Source organism: Nocardia sp. NPDC055321, assembly GCF_053645575.1.
The window spans coordinates 51,657-74,945 of sequence record NZ_JBSHMS010000014.1 but is presented as its reverse complement, the minus strand read 5'-3'; the positions used below and the strand labels follow the sequence as shown (position 1 = coordinate 74,945).

12 protein-coding genes and 1 pseudogene are annotated in these 23,289 nt (G+C 70.3%); 9 read left to right on the top strand and 4 right to left on the bottom strand.

The window, feature by feature from the left end; genetic code table 11:
• Nucleotides 1–235: 235 nt before the first annotated feature.
• Entirely contained in the window at nt 236–2,662 is a 2,427-nt protein-coding gene (locus ACWIGI_RS22820; RefSeq protein ID WP_454204465.1) for an IniB N-terminal domain-containing protein, read from the bottom strand.
• A gap of 312 nt (nt 2,663–2,974) precedes the next feature.
• Between ACWIGI_RS22820 and ACWIGI_RS22815 the strand changes: the two genes are divergently transcribed.
• The 6 genes from ACWIGI_RS22815 (at nt 2,975) to ACWIGI_RS22790 (ending at nt 12,873) form a co-directional block, all read left to right on the top strand.
• Nucleotides 2,975–4,810 carry an Hsp70 family protein gene (locus ACWIGI_RS22815; protein ID WP_454204464.1) on the top strand — a complete coding sequence of 612 codons (1,836 nt, stop codon included), beginning with the start codon at nt 2,975–2,977 and terminating at the stop codon, nt 4,808–4,810.
• A 13-nt stretch (nt 4,811–4,823) separates the two neighbouring features.
• On the top strand, nt 4,824–7,748 hold the full coding sequence (locus ACWIGI_RS22810) for a LuxR C-terminal-related transcriptional regulator (RefSeq protein ID WP_454204463.1): 2,925 nt from the start codon (nt 4,824–4,826) through the stop codon (nt 7,746–7,748).
• 45 nt (nt 7,749–7,793) lie between these two features.
• On the top strand, nt 7,794–8,894 hold the full coding sequence (locus ACWIGI_RS22805) for a hypothetical protein (RefSeq protein ID WP_454204462.1): 1,101 nt from the start codon (nt 7,794–7,796) through the stop codon (nt 8,892–8,894).
• 104 nt (nt 8,895–8,998) lie between these two features.
• On the top strand, nt 8,999–10,345 hold the full coding sequence (locus tag ACWIGI_RS22800) for a S1 family peptidase (protein WP_454204461.1): 1,347 nt from the start codon (nt 8,999–9,001) through the stop codon (nt 10,343–10,345).
• A 111-nt stretch (nt 10,346–10,456) separates the two neighbouring features.
• Nucleotides 10,457–11,794: a S1 family peptidase gene (locus ACWIGI_RS22795; protein WP_454204460.1), complete on the top strand. Its 1,338-nt coding sequence runs from the start codon at nt 10,457–10,459 to the stop codon at nt 11,792–11,794.
• A 242-nt stretch (nt 11,795–12,036) separates the two neighbouring features.
• Nucleotides 12,037–12,873: an NRDE family protein gene (locus ACWIGI_RS22790; RefSeq protein WP_454204459.1), complete on the top strand. Its 837-nt coding sequence runs from the start codon at nt 12,037–12,039 to the stop codon at nt 12,871–12,873.
• A gap of 120 nt (nt 12,874–12,993) precedes the next feature.
• Here ACWIGI_RS22790 and ACWIGI_RS22785 read toward each other — a convergent pair whose 3' ends face one another.
• Nucleotides 12,994–13,626, bottom strand: a complete 633-nt coding sequence (locus ACWIGI_RS22785; RefSeq protein ID WP_454204458.1) for a hypothetical protein — start codon at nt 13,624–13,626, stop codon at nt 12,994–12,996.
• Between the two features lie 438 nt (nt 13,627–14,064).
• On the opposite strand from ACWIGI_RS22785, the gene ACWIGI_RS22780 reads away from it, so the two are divergent.
• The 3 genes from ACWIGI_RS22780 (at nt 14,065) to ACWIGI_RS22770 (ending at nt 19,526) form a co-directional block, all read left to right on the top strand.
• Complete coding sequence (locus ACWIGI_RS22780; protein ID WP_454204457.1) at nt 14,065–17,400, top strand: (Fe-S)-binding protein; 3,336 nt, start codon at nt 14,065–14,067, stop codon at nt 17,398–17,400.
• Between the two features lie 290 nt (nt 17,401–17,690).
• Nucleotides 17,691–18,452 (top strand): copper homeostasis protein CutC, encoded by a 762-nt coding sequence (locus ACWIGI_RS22775; protein WP_454204456.1) that lies wholly within the window; start codon nt 17,691–17,693, stop codon nt 18,450–18,452.
• A 228-nt stretch (nt 18,453–18,680) separates the two neighbouring features.
• The gene (locus ACWIGI_RS22770) at nt 18,681–19,526 is read left to right on the top strand and encodes a lytic polysaccharide monooxygenase (protein ID WP_454204455.1); all 846 of its coding nucleotides are present in this window, start codon (nt 18,681–18,683) and stop codon (nt 19,524–19,526) included.
• Nucleotides 19,527–20,397: 871 nt separating this feature from the next.
• Here ACWIGI_RS22770 and ACWIGI_RS22765 read toward each other — a convergent pair.
• Nucleotides 20,398–21,645, bottom strand: a pseudogene (locus ACWIGI_RS22765) (YibE/F family protein); the annotation flags it as partial.
• A 326-nt stretch (nt 21,646–21,971) separates the two neighbouring features.
• A complete protein-coding gene (locus tag ACWIGI_RS22760; RefSeq protein ID WP_454204454.1) occupies nt 21,972–23,222 on the bottom strand; it encodes a pyridoxal phosphate-dependent aminotransferase in 1,251 nt (416 codons plus the stop codon).
• Nucleotides 23,223–23,289 lie beyond the last annotated feature (67 nt).

The window sequence follows — 23,289 nt, the reverse complement described above, 5'->3', positions numbered from 1 at the left end:
CCGGCCGCGAAGACTCCGCCGGAATGGTCGGACGCGGGGGTTCGGCCGCGTCGAAGGTGGGTGGCCGGGAACCCCTGCACGGTCCCGACCGCTCGAATCGCCGACCGCGCACCGGGTATCCCGTGTTGGTGCACCCTCCCGGGTAGAGCACCACGACACATGTTCGCCTCCTGCGACATCCACGAATCACCACCTTCGACTGGTCCCGCCGACTTTCCCGCGCCTCGACCGCCGGTCACGAGTGCAGCATGTCCCCCACGATGTCCCCGCCCGCGTAGCTGCCCAACTCGCTCCCACCGTCCAAGCCGCCGTCCCCGAACAGCCCGCCGTCGATCCCCGCGTCCCCCTCGCCGAACGCCTGCGAAACGTCCAGCCCCGCCCACGGATTGGCCTCGGCACCCAGCTCCGAGTCCGTGACCGCGTCCCCCACCCCGGTCAGTCCCGTCTCGAGCCCACTCCCCGCCTGCGCCCCCGAATCGAGTCCGGCCCCGAGCCCGGCTCCGGCACCCGCAGCGACTCCCGCGTCAGCGGCGGCACCCACACCCGCGTCGGCAGCGGCACCCAGCGCGGTGGACAACCCCGCTCCACCGTCGAGCCCCGAGTCCACAGCGGTCCCAACCCCGGCACCCACACCGGTCACCGCACCCACACCACTGGAAAGCCCGGTCTCCAAACCACTCCCAACCAGTGCTCCGGCGTCACCCACCGCCCCGACCCCGGCACCCAGGTCCGCACCGGCGTCAACAGCCGCACCCACTCCAGATGCCAAACCCGCCCCGGCATCGACCGCCGCGCCAACCCCCGCCGCCAACCCAGCACCCGCGCCGACAGCCGTTTCGACACCGGCACCCGCCTGCGCGCCCGCGTCACCGACGGCACCCAGCCCGGCCTTGAGACCCCCACCCAATCCGGTCGCAGCACCCAGCCCGGTGGAAAGCCCCGTCTCCAAACCACTTCCGACCTGGGCGCCGGCGTCGACGGCCGCGTCTAGACCGGTAGCCACCCCCGCCCCCAGTCCGGCACCGGCCCCAACGACACTCTCGGCACCCGCGCCGACAGCCGCACCAGCGTCAACAACCCCGTCAACTCCGGCTGCGATGCCCGTACCGAGGCTGGCACCCGCACCGACTGCCGCCTCGACACCCGTACCGACAGCCGCGCCCGCGTCGACAATCCCGCCGAGTCCGGTCGCGGCGTCTACTCCCGCCCCAACCACCGCGTCTACGGCCGCACCTACACCCGTCGCAGCACCGGCACCGGCGGAAATCCCTGTCTCCAAGCCGGTTTCGAGCGCCGCGCTCGTCTCGCCGGTCACTCCGGCGGCCGCCTGCGCACCGGCACCGACACCTGCCGACAGTGCCGCACCGAGATTGGCCCCCGTATCCGCGACTGCTCCGACGCCGGCGGAAAGACCCGTCTCCAAGCCGGTTCCGACCTGGGTAGCGGCGTCGACCGTCCCGCCGACACCCGCCGCCAGGCCGGTGACCGCGCCCATCGCCGCATCGATACCGGTATCGAGGTCGACGCCCGCGCCGACGCCGACACCTGCCGCCGCATCCGCGGCCGCTCCGACACCCGCCGCCGCTTGTGCGCCCACATCCACCGCGGTGCCTACGCCCGCCGCCGCCTGGGTCGACGCATCCACCGCGGCGGCCGCAGCTGCGCCGAGGCCGGCTCCGGCTCCGGCGGCCGCGTCCACACCTGCCGCGAGGCCGGCGCCGACGCCGGTCACCGCGCCTACACCGGCGGAAAGACCCGTCTCCAAACCACTTCCGACCTGGGCGGCCGCATTCGCCGCCGTGCCGAGGCCGGTCGACAGCTCGGCCGCGGCATCCACCGCCGTGCCGAGGGCCGCGCCCGCGCCCGCTGCGGCCTGGGCTCCGGCGGCGAGACCGCCCTCCAACCCACCTACGGCCTGCGCACCCGCGCCGACACCGGCCGCCAGGTGGGACGCGGCGCCGACGGCTGCCTCGACGCCGGTCGCCACGTCCGCGCCTACGCCGGTCAGGGCGCCGACACCGGCGGAAAGTCCTGTCTCCAAGCCGGTTCCGAGTTGGGCGCCGGCGGTTGCCACCGCGCCGACGCCGGTTCCGAGGGTGGTGGCCGCGTCCAGGGCGGCGCCGAGGCCGGCGGACAGGTCGGTGGCCGCCTGCGCGCCCAGAGCCGTGGTCGCACCGGCGCCTGCCGCCACGGCGGCGGCCGCGTCGGCCGCGGCGGCGAGAGCGGCTTCCGCACCCGCGGTCGCGCCCAGGGCGGCGTTCACGGCAGCCTCGACGCCGGCCGTCGTGCCGAGGGCGGCCGCCGTATCGACCCCGGCATCCACGCCGACACCGGCGGTCGTCGCGGCGGCGGTGGTGATCCCGAGGCCCGCGGCGGCGGAGGTCACCGCCGCGCCGTTGGTCGCGGCGGCGCCTTCCAGCGCGGTGGAGCCGTTCACGGCGGCCCCCGCACCGCCGGCGGCGATGATCGCGGACAGCTGCGAACCTCCGGCTACCAGGGCCGACTCGGCGACCATGGGCGCCACGGCGGCGATGTCCTCGGGGGTCACGGCGGTTAGGCCGGCGTCCAGGAGAGCCTGGGCGGGGTTGGCGCAATATCCGGCGGCCGCGTCCTGGTCGCGCAGCAGGTTGAGAATGAACTCGAGAATTGCGTTGGGGCTCATGTCGAATCATCTCCTCGGTGGGCAGGCCCCGGTGGCCCGCGCTGCTCGAATTTCCTTTCACGTTAGGAACGCGTGCCGTTACGCCGAAACGGGGCGCGCCCCCCTTACACGGCGTGTCGCAACTTTGGGGGGTGTCGGGACATTAGGGGAAATTCCCCACATCCGCGTGTCGGGCAGTAACAACGAACCCCCAGCAACCGACAGCCCCCATGGGCCACCCGGCCTACACCACTTTTTCGTACAAATCGGACTAATGAGCTGCGGGCGGCACGCGATTCAACGTCGCGTGAATCAATTGACAGGGGATCACGAATGAGGCAGGGGATGGCGCTCGGCATCACTGTCGGGTCGTCCAATACGGTCGCCGTGACATCTTCGGGGGAACAACGACAACTGCGGGTGCGGCCGAGTACGCCGGGCCGCGAGCAGGATCTACCGGAAAGTTTCCTGTCCCGGGTGGGGGATCCCGTGGACATGCGCATGGCGGACGGAACCGCCGTGCGCGCAGCGGATCTCGTCGCCGCGGCGGTCGGCCGGGCCGTGAACGACGCGGGCTCCGCCGCCGACGCCGCGGTGGCCTGCTACCCGGCGTGGTGGACCCAGCACACGGTCGAGGCGCAGCGTGCGGCCCTGGCCGCGGCCGGCCTGGACGGGGTCGCCCTGGTCCCCGAACCCACCGCCGCCATGCGCTGGCTGCAGGAGGTGCACCAGTCGAGCCACGACGGCGCGATGGTCGTCTACGACCTGGGCGCGACGGGAGTGACGATCTCGATCGTTCGCACCGGCGCGCTCTCGGGCCTGCTCGGCGAGCCCCTCCGCGATACCGCCGTGGCGGGTGCGGAATTCGATCTGCTGACCATGCGTTACGTGCTCGCCTATGCGGTGGGCGATAAGGATTTCGACCCGTTCGACCCGCTGGTGGAACAGGAATTGTCGGCGTTGCGGGTGCGCTGCCGAAACGCGAAAGAAATTCTCAGCAAAGAGACCGCGACGATGGTTCCGGTGTGTTTGCCCGAAATTGGCCCGGTCGATGTGCGGCTCGTGCGCGATGAGATCGAGGACCTTTTCCGCGCGCCGCTGCTCACCTCGCTCGAGCTCGTCTGCGACGCCGTGAGTCGCGCCGGCCTGACGATCGCGGACCTCGACGGCATTCTGCTCACCGGCGGCAGCGCGGCCATCCCGCTGGTCACCGAAATGCTCTCCACCGAATTCGGCATCCCGGTGGCGGCGGCCGCCGACCCGGCGCACCTGAGCGCGCACGGCGCGGCGCTGCTGGCCGCCGATCTGCTGGCCGACATCACCACCACCGAACCGCATGCCGCCCTGTCCGTACCGCTGCCGGCGCCCCGGCAGGCCGGGCGCGAATCGCATCCGGCCGCGGTCCGCGCCGCGCGACTGCGGAACCATCCGGTGGGCACCGCGCGCGAACCGGGCGCGGAGTTCGAGGATCGGCAGCCCGCCGAGAACCCGGTGGCGCGAGCCGAATCCGACGCACCGCACCACCATCGCGAGTCGCCGCGACCGGCGAACGACGCCGGACTCGACACCACACACCACCGGCCGTCGATCGACGAGAACCGAAGCGGTGCGGCGACTCCCGTGCGTCCCCCCAACCCCGTCCGCCGGATTCCAGCGCTACCCCCGACCGAACAGCCCACCGGCGGCTTCACCCACTGGCGGCGCGTAGCCGTCGCCGGGGCCGTCGCCATGGCGGTGGCCGCACTGGCCACGGGCACCCTCGCGATGGGCACCGGCGTGCAGTCGGCCCCCGCGGATCCCACTGCCCCGCAACCGTCTTCGACCACGGTGGCCGCGCTGGACACCCCCGAAGCCGTGTCCGCCACCGGGGGCCGCGCCGCTCCCATCGGCCATCCGGTGACCACCACCGCGGCCCGCGCGGGCACACCGGGCGCGGCCACGACCGCCGACGGGCTACCGGCCACCGATCCCGCCGCACCACCGGGTACCACCGAAGCGCCTGCCACAGAGCAGGTTCCGGCGGCACAGCCGGTGAACCCGCAACTCCCGTCGCTGCAGCCGCCCGCGCTGCCGGCCGTTCCGCCGCTCGTCACCGAACCGCTCGCCGATCCATTAGGCAACGCGGCGCCCAAGGTGCCGGGCACTATTCTTCCGCACACCGGTGGATGAGAGTTGAATCATCGTGGTAGGCAACACCCCCATAGCGCTCGATTCCCTGCCGTGCGCGCGTGAAATCCTTCGTGAGCTGGACTCCGACGACTCCGCTCCCCCGCTGTTCCTGATTCGCGGCCGCTCGGGCACCGGTAAATCGGTGCTGCTCGGCGCGGTCCGGGCCCGGCTGCGCGCCCGGGGCGCGCTGTTGATCGACAACCCGGACGAGCTACTGGCCCAGCATGATCCGGCGCACGAGCCGGAATCGAGCGGCATCGTCGCGCAGGTGCCCGGTACCGGCCTGCCCGGTCTCCGGGGCGCGACCCGTTCGCTCGCGCGCCGGGGCGCGGCCCTGGTCGTGGACGACGCGCACGACCTGAGCCCGCGGGCGCTGGACGCACTCCGCGCCACGGCCGAGTCCGGACGCTGCGCGGTGATCATCGCGACCCGCCCGCGCCCGCACGACGCCGGGCTGCGCGCGCTCACCGACCTGGTGTCGCGCCGCGGCCGGGTGGTGGATCTGCGGGCGCTGGGCGCGACCGAAATCGCCCCGTTCGCACGCGAACTCGGCATGATGGTGCCGCGCGGTCTGGCCCAGCACATCCACAAGCAGACCGCCGGTATCCACGGCGGCGTGGTCGCGGCCCTGACCGCCGCCTGCGCGACCCGCCTCGACTCCGGCATCACCGCGGTGGACGAGGCCGTCGCCGCCTGGGCCCGTGCCCGGCTCGACGACGCCGACCCCGACCTGCTCGACACGTTCGTGGTCGCCGCCATCGGCGCCGGCCTGGACACCAGCGAGCTCACCGAGGTGCTCGACGTATCACTGAGCGCCGCACAGGATCTGGTGGACCGCGCCCGCGCCGGCGCCCTCATCACCGACGCGGATCTGCTGCTGGCCCCGGCCATCGCGCCGCTGCGCACGCTCGTCGGCGACCGCAGACTGCTGGCGGTGCAGCGCCGGCTGCTCCGGGCCCGCCTGGACGCCGGACTGCTGCGCGACCACACCGCGCTGCTGCTCGCCGAATCCGGGGTCCGCGACGAACGCTTGGCCGAATTCCTCTGCACCGCCGCGGAAAAGGCGGGCGACGACGCCGTCCGGCACTACGCCGCCGCGGCGGCGGCGGGCGCGGATCCCGCGACCATCGCCGTGCGCTGGGCCGACGCGGCCGCGCGCGCCGGGGACTGCGATTCCGCCCTGCGCCTGGCCGAACCGACCCTGGCCCGCGATACCGCCACCCCCGCGGATCTGGCCGCCGCCGTGCGCGTCTGCGCGGGCGTGTGGACCAGGCGCGGCCTGGTGCCCCGCGCCGCCCAGCTCTACACCTGGCTCGGCCCCGATCGCGCGGGACCGGACTGGGCCGTGGCGGCCGCGGTGCTCTACCTCTCAGGCGACACCACCACCGCCCGCGCCCTCGCCGCCACCGCGTCCCAGTGGCCCCCCACCGAGGCCACCGCCCGCGCCGCCCTGATCGCCGAGGCCCTGGCCGACTCCGTAACCCCGCCGGGCCTGCCCCAGCGCCGCCCGGGCCGCCCCGCGCCCGACCCCGCATCGACCCCGTCCCCCGATGAGTTCGGTTCCGGCACAGTCCATGCCGCCTCCCGCACCGGCGGCTACCTCCCGCCCGCACCGGCACAGCCGAGCCTCGCGGAGTCAACGCGCCGAGGGGCGAACGCGACCGAACGCCCGTCGCCCGGAATGCCGACGCTCTGGGAACCCGGCACACCCGGGTCCCGAGAACCCGCACCGTCGCTGTCCACGACTCCGCGCTACGGCGCGCCGCCCGCGCGATCCGGTCCGCGCGGCGCCGACACCGGCCGCACCGCGGCGACGGCGGCCGCCTCCGCGCTCATCCACGCCGCACACTCGGGGGTCGGGCCCGCGGAGAACGGCGGGGACCGATTCCTGCCGTGCTCGGCGGTGTCCATCGCGACCCTGCTGTGCCTGAGCATGGGCGAACCGCGCCGGGCCGCCGACGCGCTGCGGGGCGCGGCCGGCGACCCACAGCACGCGGTGCTGGCCGCCTGGGTCGCCATGCTCGGCGGCGACGAGCAGTCGGCGGCGGCCGGCATCGCGGAACTGGATGTGGCCGCGCTGGATCCGCGCGACCGGCTGCTCGCGCACGGGGTGATCATCGGCCTGGCCCGCCGCTCCGGCGATCACACCGCGCTGGTGCTGGCCTGGCAGGCGGCGTACCCGCTGTTCGACGAGGTCAGCGCGGACCTGCTCGCACTGCTGCCCATCGGCGAGCTGTGGCTGGCGGGCATCCGGCTGCGGGACGAGAGCCGCGTCTCGGCGCTGGTGGACTCGGCCGCGGACCTGCTGCACCGGCTCGGCGATCCGCCCGCCTGGGCGAATGCCTTCCACTGGTACGCGATTCAGGCCGCCCTCGCGCACGAGAGTCCCCGCGATCTGCTGCCGCACGCGCATCGGCTCAAGGCCGCCGCGCTGGCCGGCGACCCGCAGGCCGCGATCCTCGCCGACGCCGGCCGCACCTGGGTCCTGGTACTGCGCGGACAGGTCGAGCGCGCACCGGTCGAGACCGCCGTCGCCCGGCTGGCCGAACTCGGTCTCATCTGGGATGCCGCCCGCCTGGCCAGCGAAGCCGCCCTGGCGGCCGCCGACGCCGGCACCGCGACGGCCCTGCTGAAGCTGGCCCGCACCGTGCGCGCCCAGGCCCGCCCACCCGAATCACCGGTCCGCGCGCCCGCGCCGCCCACCCCGGCTCCCCGCCCCGAACCACTCGCGGATACCGTCCTGAGTGAACGGGAGCGGGAGGTCGCGGAGCTGGTACTTCTCGGCTTGACCTACCGGGAGATCGGCGCGCGGCTCTATATCTCCGCCAAGACGGTGGAGCATCATGTGGCACGGATACGCCGTCGAATCGGTGCGAGCTCCCGTTCGGAGCTATTGTCAATGCTTCGCGCCATGGGTCACGGATCCCTCCTCGTATGACCCGGGCGCGAGCGGGACCCGGACGCACCGAGTGAGGTAACGAGGATGGCCACTGGGGTGGGCCTGCGGATAGCCGATGACGAATCCGTCGTGGCTGTCGTGACCGGTGACGATGCCACACTCCCGGTGCACTACATCGTGCGCGAGTCCGTGCTGCACATGTCCGACGACGGGGACGCCGTGCTCGGCGGCGACCCGCCGGAGTCGGGCGCGCACTCGATTCGCGGTTTCGTCACCGCCGTCGGCGACCCCGCGGGCATGCCGGTGGACGAGGGCGAGGCGTATCGCGCCGAGGACCTCATGGCCACCGCCGCCTTCTGCCTCATCAATCTGGCCGCCGATCTGCTCGAGGGGCCCGCCGAGTTCTACGCCACGCATCCGACCGGCTGGCCGGAATCGAATGTGCGGGCACTGCGCGAGGCGCTGGACTACCTGGGGCTCAAGGCCGTGGTGCTGGTCAGCGAGCGCGACCTGCCGCAGTCCTCGGCGGACGACACCGCGAAGTCCTTCGCGTACAACGCCGCTCGCGCGGCCCTGGCCGCGGTGCTGGCCACCCCGGCGGGGGTGACCCCGCCCGACCCGACCGCGAGCACGCAGAATTCGGCGGAGGTCACCGACATCCTGCCCGCGGTGTCCAAGCACGCGCCCCTGGCACAGGCGTATTCGGCCGCCATCCCCGTGGCGACCACCGCCGAACCCGTGGTGCCCGCGCCGGTTGCCGCCCCGTCGCCCGGGCGTGATCGCGGGTCGCGCGGGCCGTACATCATCGCCGCCGCGGCGGCGGTCATCGGTTTGCTGCTCGGTGGCCTCGGGGTGGCGACGGTGTTGCGCCCGGACGAGGAGCAGCCCGGCCCGCCGCGCGGCGAGGTGGCCTCGCAACCGTCGATGACCGCCGGCGCGGTGCCGCCGCTGACCACCACGCCCGACCCCGCCGCACCCCCGGTGTCCGAACCCGCCGAACCCGCCCCGGCCACCACGCCGCCGCCGACCACGACCGCCGAAACGGCTCCGCCGACGGCGATTCCGGACACGACGCCCCCGAGCACGACGCGTCCGCCGGTGACGACCCAGCAATATCCGCCGCCGCTGTTCGAACTCCCGACCCCACCGCCGGTGCAGAATCCGTGGGCGCAGTATTCGCGCTGATTTCGTAGAGACCTTTCCGGGCTTGTGCCCTAAAGTGATGCGCTGACCGATGTTCCGCACGGTAACCGGACAGTCGGTCTGCTGGTGCACTACGAAGGGACTCCATGCGCAAGTTCTCGGCGCGCCGCGCCACGGTCCGAACAGCAAGCCTCGCTTTCGTTTCGGCCGTCCTGGTCAGTCCCCTGCTGGCGGCGTCACCGGCCGCCGCCGATCCCGCGGCCGACGCCCTGCCCGCCGAATTGGTGCAGGCGATCGCGCGCGACCTGAAGATGTCGCCCGCGGAATATCTGGACCGTGCCGCCAAGGCGCAGGAATTGCAGAACTACGCAAAGGAATTCCGCGCCGAGCGCCCCGAGGAGTTCGCGGGCGCCTGGATGGGCACCGACGGCAAACCGGTCCTGGCGGTCACCTCCCTCGATGCCGCGCGCGTTGTCGCCGCCGACGGATATCAGACCCGGCTCGCGCCGATCAACGCCGATAACCTCGAGAGCTCGCTGGATCAGTTGAACAACTGGATCACCGGCATTCCACGCGAGATCTCCGGCGCCATCAATTCGGTCGCCATCGACTTCCTCAACAGCCAGCTGGTGGTGAGCGTCGCCAACACCCCCGGCGGCCACCTGCTCAACCTGCCCACGCTCATCGCCAACATCAAGGTGGTGCTCTCGCCGGACGGCGGCGGCCCGGTGGAGCGCAGGCCCATGGGCGGCGACACCTACATCAGCGCCCCGACCGCGCTGAACGACGCCGCGCTGCAGAGCGTCGACGTGTGCTCATTCGGTTTCAACAGCGTGGACAACGCCGGCAACGCGCTCAACATCAGTGCCGGACACTGCAATCCGAATCTGGGCAAGGCCGACGAGCAGGCCGACGTCTACCTGCCCAACGTCCGCGATCTGAGCTCAAGCCCGCGGGTCGGCACCTTCGTGACCACCCGGCTGGGCGGGTACGCGGCGCTGGACTACTCGGTCATCCGGCTCAACGAGGCCGCCGTGAACGCCGGCATGGATCAGCCGTCGGTGCGCGGCGCCAACGGCACCACCCTCACCCTGACCGGGGTGGCGGATCCCATCACCGGCGCGCCGGTCTGCAAGTCCGGCCAGTCCTCCACCTTCACCTGCGGCTACGTCGTCGCCGACCGGGTCGAGACCCAGCTGTACACCGCCGAGGGCCAGTCCAAGACGGTCCGCGGCTTCGCCAGCAGCGCCTGCACCCTGGGCGGCGACAGCGGCGGCGCGATCGTGTCCGGCACCCGCGCGCTCGGCATCACCAGCGGTTCGAACGCGGCCGACGCGCCGAACTGCAACGAGGCCAACGCCGCGCTCGCCTCCTACGGCGGCACCGCGACCCTGGGCATTCCGATTCGGGCCATCCTGGCCGATATCGACGCCAACGCGGGCGGCGGACTCGGCAGCGGAATCCAGGTCCGCACCAAGCCGAATCTGGGCTGAGGCGACACGCATTGATCTTGATATCGGCGTGCCTGCTGTTTGCCGGTGGAATACCGAATCGTCACCGGGGAATAAGTAGGCATAACGGTGCGGACACCATATAGTCGGCTCATGCTCCTGCCACGTATGCGCTATTCGTCGCCGCCCGTGAGCCGCAGGCCACGGTCCCTCGTCCGCAACGCAGCCATAGCGGCAACCGCGCTGCTGCTTGCCGGGCCGCTGGCGGCGAGCGCACACGCGGAACCCGCGACCCCGGATCTGCCCGCCGAACTCGTGCAGGCGATCACCCGCGACCTCAAGATCTCGCCCCAGGACTACCTGGCCCGCGCCGATCTCGCCCAGCAGGTGGCCGCCTTCTCGGCGACCGCGCAGCGCCAGTTCCCGAACGTCTTCGCCGGCGCCTGGCTCGACGAGGCCGGGCGCGCCGTCGTCGCCCTGACCAACGGCCAGGGCGCGGACGAAGCCCGGAAGGCCGCGCAGGAGGCCGGGTTCGGCACCAAGGACGTCGCCAAGAGCGAGTCGGTGCTGCGCAGCGAGAAGAACGCCTTCCAGAAGTGGCTGGACGATCAGCCCGCCGATGTCGCCAAGGCCGTGCGCGGCGTCGCCATCGACACCATGAACAACAGCATCGCGGTGCGGGTGGACCAGCCCGGCCTCGCGCTGCCCAGCTTCGTCGACCCGGCGCGCGTCATCGTCAGCTCGGTGCCGCCCACCGGGAGCGAAGAGGCCGATGTTCAGCAGGCCGGCGCCATCGCCGGCACGGGCACCGGCCCGCTGGCCGCCGGCGACGGCTACGCCTCCATCGCGGGTCGCATGTCGCTGCGCTGCTCGCTCGGCTTCAACGGCTCCGATCACGCCGGCAACGTCGTGAACATCACCGCGGGCCACTGCAACCCGAACATTCCCGCCACCGGCGGCGCCAACTCCCCCGGCGTCTTCGAACTGCAGGGCAGCGACCGCGTCGGCGGCCAGCTCGGCAGCTTCCAGAAGTCGGTGCTGGGCAACCAGGACTACTCCATCGTGTCCATCAACGACCAGAGCCGGGATCGGTTCAGCAACAACATCGTTCGGGTCCCGAACGCCGCGCCCATCGCGGTGACCGGCGTGGCCGTGCCCGTGGTCGGCGCCCCGGTCTGCAAGTCCGGCTCGCGCACCGGGTTCAGCTGCGGCGTGGTCAACGCGATCGACCAGTCGGTCCAGGTCGGCGATCGCCTGCTGACCCAGAGCTTCTCGGCCAACATCTGCGCCCTGCCCGGCGACAGCGGCGGCCCGATCGTCACCGGCACCCTGGCCCTGGGCATCTCCAGTGCCTCCTCGGTCGCGGACTACCCGATCTGCGAGATCCCGAACCTGATCGGCCTGATCACCGGCAACGCCCCGCAGCTGTTCGCGCAGCCGCTGACCACGGTGCTCTCGGACAACCCGGGACTGCGGGTCCGCACGAGCTAGTCGGGCACACCAGGTAAGAGCTTCGAGAAGGCCGGTAGCGCAACAGCTACCGGCCTTCTCGGTGTCCGGGGCACCGTCGATCGGACTGTTCCCCGGAATCCGATGCCGCTTACGCCCACGACAGGCGAATTCGGCGATGCGAGCCCGCGCGGCCCACCGGGTTTCCCGGGGCAGTACGCGGGTGGCGAGTCGGCGGTGTCCGGGCATGGGACCGGCCGGAGGGCATCCGGCATGCTGGACGCATGTGTTTGGTGTTGCTCGGGTGGCGGGCGCATCCGGAGTATCGGTTGATCGTCGCCGCCAATCGGGACGAGTTCTATACCCGTCCAACCGAATCGCTGCGGTGGTGGGACGAGGTGCCCGGGCTGCTCGCCGGGCGCGATCGCGGAGCGGCCGGGCCGGTGCCCGGAACCTGGCTGGGACTGGGACGCGAATCACGGCGTTTCGCCGCGGTGACCAACGTGCGCGGGCCCGGCGAACGCCGCGCCGACGCGCGCTCGCGCGGGGCGCTGATGATGGATTTCCTCGGCGGCGACGCCGATTCCGAGAAGTTCGCGCGCGCGGTCGCCACCGCCCCGGACGACTACAACGGATTCAATCTCGTGGTCTCGGATCTGCGGACGCTGTGGTGGCAGGGCAACCGCAGCGGACAGGGACCGCGGGAACTGACCCCCGGATTCCACGGCCTGTCGAACGGGCCGCTGGCCGCCTCCCTGACGGCCGAAAACGATCTCCCGACAGGCGGGCCCGCCCCGGTGTGGCCCAAGGTGCGCAGCGGCGTGTACGGGCTGCGCGAGCTGGTCGCCGCGAACCCCGGCGATTCCGAGGGCTACCTCGAGCTGCTGGCCGATCGCACCCGCGCCGCCGACGACGAGCTGCCCGACACCGGCATCGGCATTCGCGGCGAGCGCATCAACTCCTCGCGCTTCATCGCCAGTCCGCTGCACGGAACCCGGTGCAGCACAGTCCTGCTCGTGCGCGAGGACGGCGGGTTCGAGATGACCGAGCGCAGCTACGGCCGCTTCGGGCGGCGCGTGGGCACCGCGTCGTTTCAGGGGCGGCTGGAACTACCCGCCTGAGCCGCCGCGACATGCCCGGGGCCGCATCACGAATTCGGCTCGATAAGGCCCCGAAAGCACGAACGGCCCGCCCCGACGAGCGGGCGGGCCGAGACGTGGTGTCGCTGAACTACCGGTGAACTACTTCGCCCACTTGGAGGTGCCGTCCGGCGCCTGGAACGTCTCCATGAGCTCGACGCCGCTGGCCATCAGCGCCGGGCCGCCCACGGCGATCGTGCCGAGGATGCCGCCGATGCCGAAGCCGGCGACCAGGCCGGGGACACAACCCGCGACGATGGTCACCAGGCAGCCGATGGCCGCGCCGACCGCGCCGCCGATGAACGAGCCGATGCCGGTCGCGAGACCGAACTGGGTGGAGAAGTTACCCATGGCCCGCTGGTTCTCCTCGGCGGAGGCGATGGGCTTGGCGACCAGGGTCGCGGTGCCGGGCTTGAAGTCGGCGGGCTTCTCGGGAACGATCTCGAGAACCCGGCCCTCCTCCTTGACCTCGGACTTGACCGGGATCATCACACCGGCCACGTTGTACGCCAGCGGGAAGGTGATCACGGTGGCGCCCTGGTTGTCCACGACGTTCACCAGGGTGGTCTTCGGGTCCTCTTCGGTGAGGCCCGGCTGCTCGCTGAGCTGGAAGATGCCGTTCTTCAACGTCGACACGACGTTCTTGCCGTCGACCAGCTTGGTCGAGTAGCTGATTCCCGCGTTCGCCTGCACGTCCAGCACGGGGGCGGGTTCGTCGGCGTGGGCAGAAGTCATCCCCATGGTCATTGCGCCGATGACCAAGGCAGCCGCCGCAGTGGTGCTGCGAAACTTCATTCGGTTTTTCCAATCCGTCATCAGGTAATCCGCTGTCCGCATCTTCGCCACGCGAGGCCCGGTGGCTTCCCTCAGGCCCTGCCTACGCGCGAAACGGCGAACTCTCCCCGAGCATGTGAAGATGCGCACAGACTTCGGACGACGTGAGCTTAGTCGAAGCAACCTCTCGAAGCGAGATCGCTTTCACCCTGAATCAGAACTGGTTTCGAAGTAAGCCTGCCCTTTGTTTCATTCCGGATTTGCCGGGATTTACGGTGTGGGAACACGCTGGACAGTTAAGTTACCGGCGAGTAACTTACTGTTCGTTAGGATACAAGCCACCAGGACGGAACCCGTCCGCCCTCGGAGAGCTTGTTGAACCGGTAGAAAGGTCGCGACATGAATGCCCTGACAGTGACACTGGGCACGATTGGGGCGGTGCTCACAATCTTCTGTTGGGCATCGTTGATCGGCGGCGCACGCAGCATCGTGCGAACCATCATGGTCGGCCAGTCCGCACCTGACCGGTGGCGGCCGTTCGTCCCGCGTCTGAAGACAATGCTGGTCGAGTTCCTCGCGCACACGCGCATGAACAAGTTCCGCACCGTCGGCTGGGCCCACTGGCTGGTGATGATCGGCTTCCTGGCCGGCTTCATCCTCTGGTTCGAGGCCTACGGCCAGGTCTTCAACCCCGAATTCCATTGGCCCATCATCGGTTCCTGGGGCATCTACCACTTCGTGGACGAGGTCCTGGGCATCGGCACGGTCATCGGCATCGTGACGCTGATCATCATTCGCCAGCTGAACCACCCCCGGAAGCCGGAGCGCCTGTCCCGCTTCAGCGGTTCGAAGTTCGCGCCCGCCTACGTGATCGAGTCCATCGTGCTCGTCGAGGGCCTGGGCATGATCTTCGTGAAGTCCGGCAAGATCGCGACCTACGGGCACTCGACCACCTGGTCCGACTTCTTCACCGAGCAGGTCGCCAAGCTGCTGCCCGCGAGCCCGACCATGGTCTCGATCTTCGCGCTCATCAAGCTGCTCTCCGGCGCGCTGTTCCTGCTGCTGGTCGGCCGCAACGTCACCTGGGGTGTTGCGTGGCACCGCTTCTCGGCGTTCCCGAACATCTACTTCAAGCGCGAGGCCGACGGCGACGTCGCGCTGGGCGCGCTCAAGCCCATGATGTCCGGCGGCAAGCCGATCGACATGGAGACCGCGGATCCGGACAACGACACCTTCGGCGTCGGCAAGTTCGAGGATTTCTCCTGGAAGGACATCCTCGACGTCACCACCTGCACCGAGTGCGGTCGCTGCCAGTCCCAGTGCCCCGCGTGGAACACCGGTAAGCCGCTGTCGCCGAAGCTGCTGATCATGTCGCTGCGTGACCACGGCTACGCCAAGGCCCCGTACCTGCTGGCCGGCGGCCGCAAGGACATGGGCGGCGACGAGATCGGTCTCGTCGACGCCGAGGGCAAGCCGAACGAGGCTGCGCTGGCGAAGATTTCGGCCGAGGCGCGGGCGGAGGCGGAGCGTCCGCTGGTCGGGCACGAGGATGTCAACGGGATCATCGATCCCGAGGTGTTGTGGTCGTGCACGACCTGTGGTGCGTGTGTGGAGCAGTGCCCGGTCGATATCGAGCATGTCGATCACATCATCGACATGCGCCGGTATCAGGTGTTGATCGAGTCGGAGTTCCCGTCCGAGCTCGCGGGGTTGTTCAAGAACCTGGAGAACAAGGGCAACCCGTGGGGTCAGAACGCCAAGGACCGGTTGAACTGGATCAACGAGGTCGACTTCGAGATCCCGGTCTACGGCAAGGACGCCGACTCGTTCGACGGGTACGAGTACCTGTTCTGGGTGGGTTGCGCCGGCGCCTACGAGGATCGGGCGAAGAAGACCACCAAGGCCGTGGCCGAGCTTTTGGCGACCGCGGGTGTGAAGTTCATGGTGTTGGGTCAGGAGGAGACCTGCACCGGTGACTCGGCGCGTCGTGCGGGTAACGAGTTCTTGTTCCAGCAGTTGGCGATGCAGAACATCGAGGTGTTGAACTCGTTGTTCGAGGGTGTGGAGCAGGCGAAGAAGAAGATCGTCGTCACCTGCGCGCACTGCTTCAACGCGTTGAACAACGAGTACCCGCAGGTGGGTGGCACCTACGAGGTCGTGCACCACACGCAGTTGCTCAATCGTCTGGTGCGGGCCAAGAAACTGATCCCGGTGTCCCCGGTCGCGCAGAACGTCACCTACCACGACCCGTGCTATCTGGGCCGGCACAACAAGATCTACGACGCCCCGCGTGAACTCATGGAGGCCTCGGGCTCGAAGCTGCTGGAGATGCCGCGCCACGGTGAGCGTTCGATGTGCTGTGGCGCCGGTGGCGCGCGGATGTGGATGGAAGAGCAGCTCGGCAAGCGCATCAACGTCGACCGTGTCGACGAGGCCCTGGATGCGTTGAACGGTGGTAACGAGCCGTCGATGATCGCGACCGGTTGCCCGTTCTGCCGCGTCATGCTCACCGACGGTGTCACCGCCCGTAAGGATGGTGGCGAGGTCGGTCAGGGTGTCGAGGTCGTCGATGTCGCGCAGCTGATGCTGCAGTCCATCGACCGGATCGACGCGGCCGCGATGACCGAGAACCTGAAGGTCATTCAGGTCCCCAAGGTCGAAGAACCCGAACCGGTCGCCGAGCCCGAGCCCGAGCCCGAGGTTGTGGCCGAGGCGGCTCCGGCCGAGGCCAAGGCCGCGCCCGCGGGTGGCGGTCTGGGTATGAAGGGCGGCCTCAAGGCCCCCGGCGGCAAGGGTCTGGGCATGAAGGGCGGTCTGAAGGCTCCGGGTGCTAAGGCCCCCGCCGCCGAGACCGCCGCCGCGGCAACCGATTCGGCGGAGGCCCCGGCCGCGCCCGCTCCGGCCAAGGGCCTGGGCATGAAGGGCGGCCTCAAGGCTCCGGGCGGCAAGGGCCTGGCCATGAAGGGTCCCGCCAAGGCACCCGGTGCGAAGGCCGCGGCCCCCGCCGCCGCCGAAACCGAGTCCGCGGCAACGGCTCCCGAGGCCTCGGCGGCTCCGGCCGCTCCCGTCAAGGGCCTGGCCATGAAGGGTCCGGCGAAGGCCCCCGGTAAGGGTCTGGCCATGAAGGGCGCCGCCAAGGCGCCCGGCGCGAAGGCCGAAACCGCTGCGGCACCGGCGGAATCGGCTCCGGCCGCCGCGGCTCCCGCCGCCGAGGCGCCCGCCGAAGCCAAGCCGTCCATCGCGCCCAAGGGCCTGGCCATGAAGTCCGGCCTCAAGCGCCCGACCACCAAGGCGCCCGGCGCAGCGGCTCCGGCGGCCCCCGCCGCTCCGGCCGAGGCACCGGCTGCCGAGGCTCCGGCGACCGAGGCACCCGCGGCCCCGGCGTCGGCGGCGCCCGCCGAGGCCAAGCCGTCCATCGCCCCCAAGGGCCTGGCCATGAAGTCCGGCCTCAAGCGCCCGACCACCAAGGCGCCCGGCGCTGCCGCTCCGGCGGCTCCGGCGGCTCCGGCCGCCGAAGTGCCTGCGGCACCGGCCACTTCGGCTCCGGCCGACGAGGTCGAGGAAGCGGTTGCGGCTCCGGCCGAGACCAGCGCTCCCGAGACCAACGGCACCCCGGCCGCCAACGGCACCGAGGCGAACGGCACCGAGGCGAACGGCGCGGCCAATCCCCCGGCCGCCAAGCCCGGTGGGCTCGGCTTCAAGTCCGGCATGAAGGCCCCGGGCAAGAAGAGCTGACCCGCATCGCCTGACAGTCGAGGGCGCGCTACCGACCCGGTAGCGCGCCCTTTGCGTTTCGCGCGCCTCGGGCGCGGCTGCCGCCGCCCACTCCGCTGTCGTTCCACCCCTGCTCAGCCCGGGTCCCCGGCGGGCGCACCACGCGGCGGGACCCACCGCGTCCGGACCGCGGCGCACGGCTTCTTCACCGCGAGCGCACGTGGACGACACCGCGCTGAACGCTGATCTTCAGACAACAGTCGTTAATCGTTGGCAAACGCCGTCGCGGGTTTTCGCCCATACTGCAAGGTATGACGGAGACGCGGGCGGTGCGGGTGGAGATCGGCGTGGAGTCGATGGCCGGGGTGCGGATCGCGGAGGCGGCGGGGGCGGATCGCGTCGAACTGTGCAGCGGATTGTCGGTGGGCGGACTGACTCCGAGCGCGGCATTGATCGAGGCAGCGGTGCTGGAAGTGGTCGACACCGAGGTGCACGTCCTGATCCGGCCGCGCCCGGGCGACTTTCGCTATTCCGCCGAGGAGGTGGCGCTCATGCGGGCCGACGTCGAGCTGGCGCGGCGGGTGGGCGCGCACGGGGTCGTGGTCGGGGTGCTCGACGAACGCGGCAATCTGGACGCGTCGGCCAACGCCGAGCTACTTGCCGCCGCCGACGGCATCGAGGTCACGTTCCACCGCGCGTTCGACGTGTGCGCCGACCCGTTCGCCGGCTTCGATCTGCTGCTGGATTCGGGCTTCACCCGGCTGCTCACCTCGGGCAGGCAGGACTCGGTCCTGGACGGCGTCCCGCTGATCACGCAATTGGTGAACCTCGCGGACGGCCGCATCGACGTGATGGCCTGCGGCGGTGTGCGCGCCGACAACGCCCGGCGGGTGATCGAGCTGACGCAGGTCCGGGATCTGCATGCCGCCGTGCGCATTCCGGTCCCGGCGCTGCCCGTCCCGGATTCCGAGGTCTCCTTCGCCGAATTCGGGGTCCCGAGCGGCTTCGACCATTTCGCCACCGACGCCGACGGCGTGTCGGCTCTCTGCGTGGCGGCCCGCTCGACGGTCTGAATTCAGCGTTTTCCCAGCTACTTACGAGTCAGGTTTGCTACGAGCGAACCGAAGTTTGCTGTGCGCAACGAATTTTCGATCTTCTGAGCTAGGACGCTTGACCAACGCGTTGCCGGACCATATCTTTTAGAGCACGATTCTGCTTCAAAGTGATCCAGATCACGTCACAGCTATGTCACGAGACAGCGTGCGGGCCCCCCGCTGTCTCACTCTCGCAAGGAGTTTCACGTGGTTAGTAGAAGACTGTCCATTGTCGGGGCCGCCCTGGGCATTTCGCCCATTCTGGCATTGCTGCCCGCCGGTGACGCCCAGGCGCACGGCTACATCACGACCTTCAGCAGACAGGCGCAGTGTGCCGCGGGCACCGTGTCCTGCGGCGCGATCAAGTACGAACCGCAGAGCGTGGAGGGCCCCAAGGGCCTGCGCAACTGCAGCGCGAATCTCGGCCAATTCGCCGATCTGGACGACGATTCCAAGCCCTGGAAGGTCCAGCCGGTCGGCAAGACCGCGACCTTCAGCTGGACGTTCACCGCCAATCACCGGACGCTGAACTGGGAGTACTACATCGGCAACACCCGGCTCGGCGTGTTCGACGGCAACATGCAGCAGCCCGCGCAGGGCACCACGCACACCATCGATTTCGGCAATTTCACCGGCCGTCAGAAGCTGCTGGCCATCTGGAACATCGGCGACACCGCCGCGGCCTTCTACTCGTGCGTGGACGTGCAGATCGGTGGCGGCGGCGGAAACCCGCCCACCACAACGCGTCCCACCACCGCGCCGCCCACGACCGTGCCGCCGACCACCAAGCCCCCGGTCACCACCAAACCGCCGGTCACCACGCCCCCCGCGACCACGCAGCCGCCGGTGACCACCACCCATCAGCACCCGACCACCACGGCGCCCACCACCACGGACAAGCCCGCCGGCGACGAATGGCTGGTGGGCGGCAAGTACGCCGTCGGCGACGTGGTCACCTATCAGGGCGCCAGGTACCGGTGCCGGCAGGCGCACACGGTGTACGACCCGAACTGGATGCCGACCGCGACTCCCGCTCTGTGGCAGCGACTCTGAGCGCACGACCGGCCTGAAGAGCGCCGGAACGGCCTGAACAGAACGCTGCGAGAGTGGTGATCCAACCCCGGAACACCACTCTCGCAGCTGTTTTCGCACCCGGTCGCTCGAAGGCCGGCGGGTCACGGGGCACGATGCGGAGCATCCTCCGGACCCGGAACCTGGCACCTGCGATGAACCGGAATTGTGGCAATTGCGGAGCAACTCGCACCGCACGGTCACCGTACTCGATCACACCCCTAACAGCGGGAATCCACACGCCCAGCGTGTCAGCGACTTCGGCCCCGATTCCGCAGTGGTTACCGAGCGGAAACCCCGATCAGGGCCGAGAGTGCCTGCCGCCGCGCGGGCGCGGCGGGTCGTCCGAATCCGGCGGCGTATTCGGCTGAGCCGCATCGGTTCCCGAGCCCCAGCCGGTACCGCGATCCGGCCGCTCACCCGCACCCGGCCCGGGCGTGGAGTTCCACGGGTCGAAACCACTCGCCGGACCGGTGGGCGGCGGCTGCTGAATGGGGTTGGGCGGCAGCGGCCTCGGGATCCCGCCGGTGATCGGATGGCGCGGATCGGTGATGTCCTGGGCATTGCCCGCACCCCCCGAATTCGCGCGCAGGGACCAGGGCGCGGGCGGCTGGTCCGGACTCGGCGGACTGCCCGGATAGGACGGATTCGCCTGCGGCGCACCCGAAGGCGGGGTCGTCCCGGCCGCCGGGCGCTCCTTGCGCAGCGCGCCCGTTTCCGGTCCGCCCGCTCCCGCGGCGCGCGGGCGGCGTGCCCCGCCCGTCCCGCTGTCCGCGACCGGGCGCTTGGCTCCGGCGCCCGCCCGGGCGCCGGTGCGCGTTCCGCCACCCGTCCGGCGCGGTCCGCCGCCGGTCTTGCTCAGCGCGGGCTTGTGGCCGAACGGCCGGGCCAGCATGACCGCGATGGCGGTGGTCAGCGGTACGGACAGGGCGAGTGCGATGCCGCCGACAGCGGATCGCGCGATCTCGATGCCGACCGCGTCACCGGTGAGGACGTCGCCGATCGAGCGGCCCGCCACGCTGAACAGCAGCAGCAGCGGCAGCGCGCCACCGGCGTAGGCGAGCACCAGCGTGTAGACGGTACTGGCGATGTGGTCCCGGCCCACCCGCATGGCGGATCCGAAAATGCTTCGGCGCGTGGCCTTCTCGTCCAGCGCCGCCAGTTCGAAGGCGGCGGACGCCTGGGTGATGGTCACGTCGTTGAGCACGCCGAGGGAGCCGATGATGAAGCCCGCCAACAGCAATCCGGTGATGCTGACGTGCTGCAGGTAGGTGGCGACGTTGGTGTTCTGTTCCTCGGACAACCCGGTCAGGTGCGTCATCTCCAGGGCCACCCAGGACAGCACCGCGGCCACCACCATCGAGGCTAGGGTGCCCAGCAGCGCGGAGCTGGTCCGCAGATTCACCCCGTGCGCCAGGTACAGCACCGCGTAGAGGATCAGCGCGCCCGAGACCAGGGCGACCGGAATAGCCGGCTTGCCGTCCAAAAGCGCTGGGAGAAGGAACTTCACGACGACGCCGAAGGCGAAGACGAGGCCGATGAGCGCCCGCAGGCCGCGCCACCGCGCCACCGCGATGATCACGACCGCGAAGACGATCACGATGATGGACAGCGGTAGCCCGCGCGCGTAGTCGTCGAAGGAGTACATGGGCACGCCGGAGGCGTCGCTCTGGCGCACGATGCGCAGCGAATCCCCGACGTGCAGTTGCGGTTGCCCCGGGCCCTTGGCGATTTCGAAGAGGGTCTTGTTGCCCTCGTGCGGTCCGGAGTCGATGGTGACGATGCTGCGTTCGCAGGTGTAGGAGTTGTTGCGCGGCTGCTGCGGCTCGTCGGGAAAGACCCGGCCGATCGACGGGCTGCCGCAGGGACCGATGTCCTGCATGACGACGGTGCCGGCCTCGGTGGTGACCGCGCCGCCGCCCGCGCTCTGCATGGGCAGCGGGATGTCGACCTGTTGCGCGCTGGGCCACAGCCACACCAGACCGGCCACGACCAGCACGCCGATGACGGCGAGCAGGCCGACGACCACGCGGGCGGCGGTCGCGCCGATCGCTAGCGGTCCCGAATGGTCGTGGGAATGGTGATGATGGTGATCGCTCACTCGGGGAGCCTAAACGACAATCGTTCTCGAAGTACGAAGGGCTGTCCCGAGGCGGGACGGAGAAAGTGGGAGGGGGCGGCGGAGAGCAGGGGGATGTCTCCGCCGCCCGGGGATCGGCGGCCCAGGGGGGGTAGGCCTGCCAATCCAGGACCGGACGGCCCAGGGGGGGTAGGCGGTCCGGTCGGGCACCTGAGTGCCGAGTCCCACTGTACACAAAAGGCGGTTCTTTGCGCTAGCTAAGTCTCTAAAAACCGAACTTTTTCGTACCAGCGGTTTGTTTTTGACCGTGTCACTTGTGCGCCACTGGTCATATGCCCAGTTCAGGGCTACTGGCGGTATCCCGCGAGGAAGTTACCGAACCGCTCGATGGCCACCGACAGGTCGCGCGCCCACGGCAGGGTGACGATCCGCAAGTGGTCGTGATGCGGCCAATTGAAGCCCGTGCCCTGCACCATCAGGATCTTCTCCTGCAGCAGCAGGTCCAGCACCAGCTTCGAATCGTCGTGGATCTCATGCACTTCCGGGTCCAGCCGGGGGAAGGCGTAGAGCGCCCCGCGCGGCTTCACACAAGAGACACCCGGGATCGTGTTGAGCTGCTCCCACGCCACATCGCGCTGCTCGAGTAGTCGCCCGCCGGGCAGGATGAGGTCCTCGATGCTCTGATGCCCGCCGAGGGCCACCTGGATCGCGTGTTGCGCGGGCACATTCGGGCACAGGCGCGAGGAGGCCAGCAGCGAGATGCCCTCGAGGAAGCCCTCCGCGTGGTCCTTCGGACCGGTGATCACCAGCCAGCCCGAGCGATATCCCGCGACCCGGTAAGCCTTGGACAGACCGTTGAACGTCAGGCACAGCAGATCCGGCGCCAGCGACGCGAGCGACACGTGCTTGGCGTCGTCGTACAGGATTTTGTCGTAGATCTCGTCCGCGAGCAGCAGCAGCTGATGCTTGCGCGCCAGATCCACGATCTGCTGCAGCACCTCCGACGAATACACCGCACCCGTCGGATTGTTCGGGTTGATCACGACAATGGCCTTGGTCTTGTCGGTGATCTTCGATTCCATGTCGGCGATGTCGGGCTGCCAGCCGTTGGACTCGTCGCACAGGTAGTGCACCGGCGTGCCGCCCGCCAGGCTGGTCATGGCCGTCCACAGCGGGTAGTCCGGCGCGGGCAGCAGCACCTCGTCACCGTTGTTCAGCAGCGCCTGCATGGTGATGGTGATCAGCTCGGAGACGCCGTTGCCCAGGTAGACGTCGTCGACATCGAATTCCGGGAAGCCCGGCACCAGCTCGTAGCGGGTCACGATCGCCCGGCGCGCGGGCAGTATGCCCTTGGACTCGGAATAGCCCTGCGCGTACGGCAGCGCCGCGATCATGTCGCGCATGATCACATCCGGGGCGTCGAACCCGAACGGCGCGGGATTGCCGATGTTCAGCTTGAGGATGCGATGCCCCTCGGCCTCCAGCCGTGCCGCGTGCGCGTGTACCGGACCCCGAATTTCGTAGACGACGTTCTGGAGCTTGGTGGACTGCTCCAAGACGCGCGGGGACCGGTGCGGTAGGTGACTGGAAGGGCTCACCCGACCATCGTGCCAGTTCCGCCGCCCGGCCACTTCGGGACCCGGCCGCGCGCCGCCACACCCGCCG

Bases quoted from the DNA above. Each gene is read 5' to 3' on its own strand.
- ACWIGI_RS22820 (WP_454204465.1), bottom strand. From the start codon at position 2,662: ATGAGCCCCAACGCAATTCTCGAGTTCATTCTCAACCTGCTGCGCGAC.
- ACWIGI_RS22815 (WP_454204464.1), top strand. From the start codon at position 2,975: ATGAGGCAGGGGATGGCGCTCGGCATCACTGTCGGGTCGTCCAATACG.
- ACWIGI_RS22805 (WP_454204462.1), top strand. From the start codon at position 7,794: ATGGCCACTGGGGTGGGCCTGCGGATAGCCGATGACGAATCCGTCGTG.
- ACWIGI_RS22800 (WP_454204461.1), top strand. From the start codon at position 8,999: ATGCGCAAGTTCTCGGCGCGCCGCGCCACGGTCCGAACAGCAAGCCTC.
- ACWIGI_RS22795 (WP_454204460.1), top strand. From the start codon at position 10,457: ATGCTCCTGCCACGTATGCGCTATTCGTCGCCGCCCGTGAGCCGCAGG.
- ACWIGI_RS22790 (WP_454204459.1), top strand. From the start codon at position 12,037: ATGTGTTTGGTGTTGCTCGGGTGGCGGGCGCATCCGGAGTATCGGTTG.
- ACWIGI_RS22785 (WP_454204458.1), bottom strand. From the start codon at position 13,626: ATGACTTCTGCCCACGCCGACGAACCCGCCCCCGTGCTGGACGTGCAG.
- ACWIGI_RS22780 (WP_454204457.1), top strand. From the start codon at position 14,065: ATGAATGCCCTGACAGTGACACTGGGCACGATTGGGGCGGTGCTCACA.
- ACWIGI_RS22775 (WP_454204456.1), top strand. From the start codon at position 17,691: ATGACGGAGACGCGGGCGGTGCGGGTGGAGATCGGCGTGGAGTCGATG.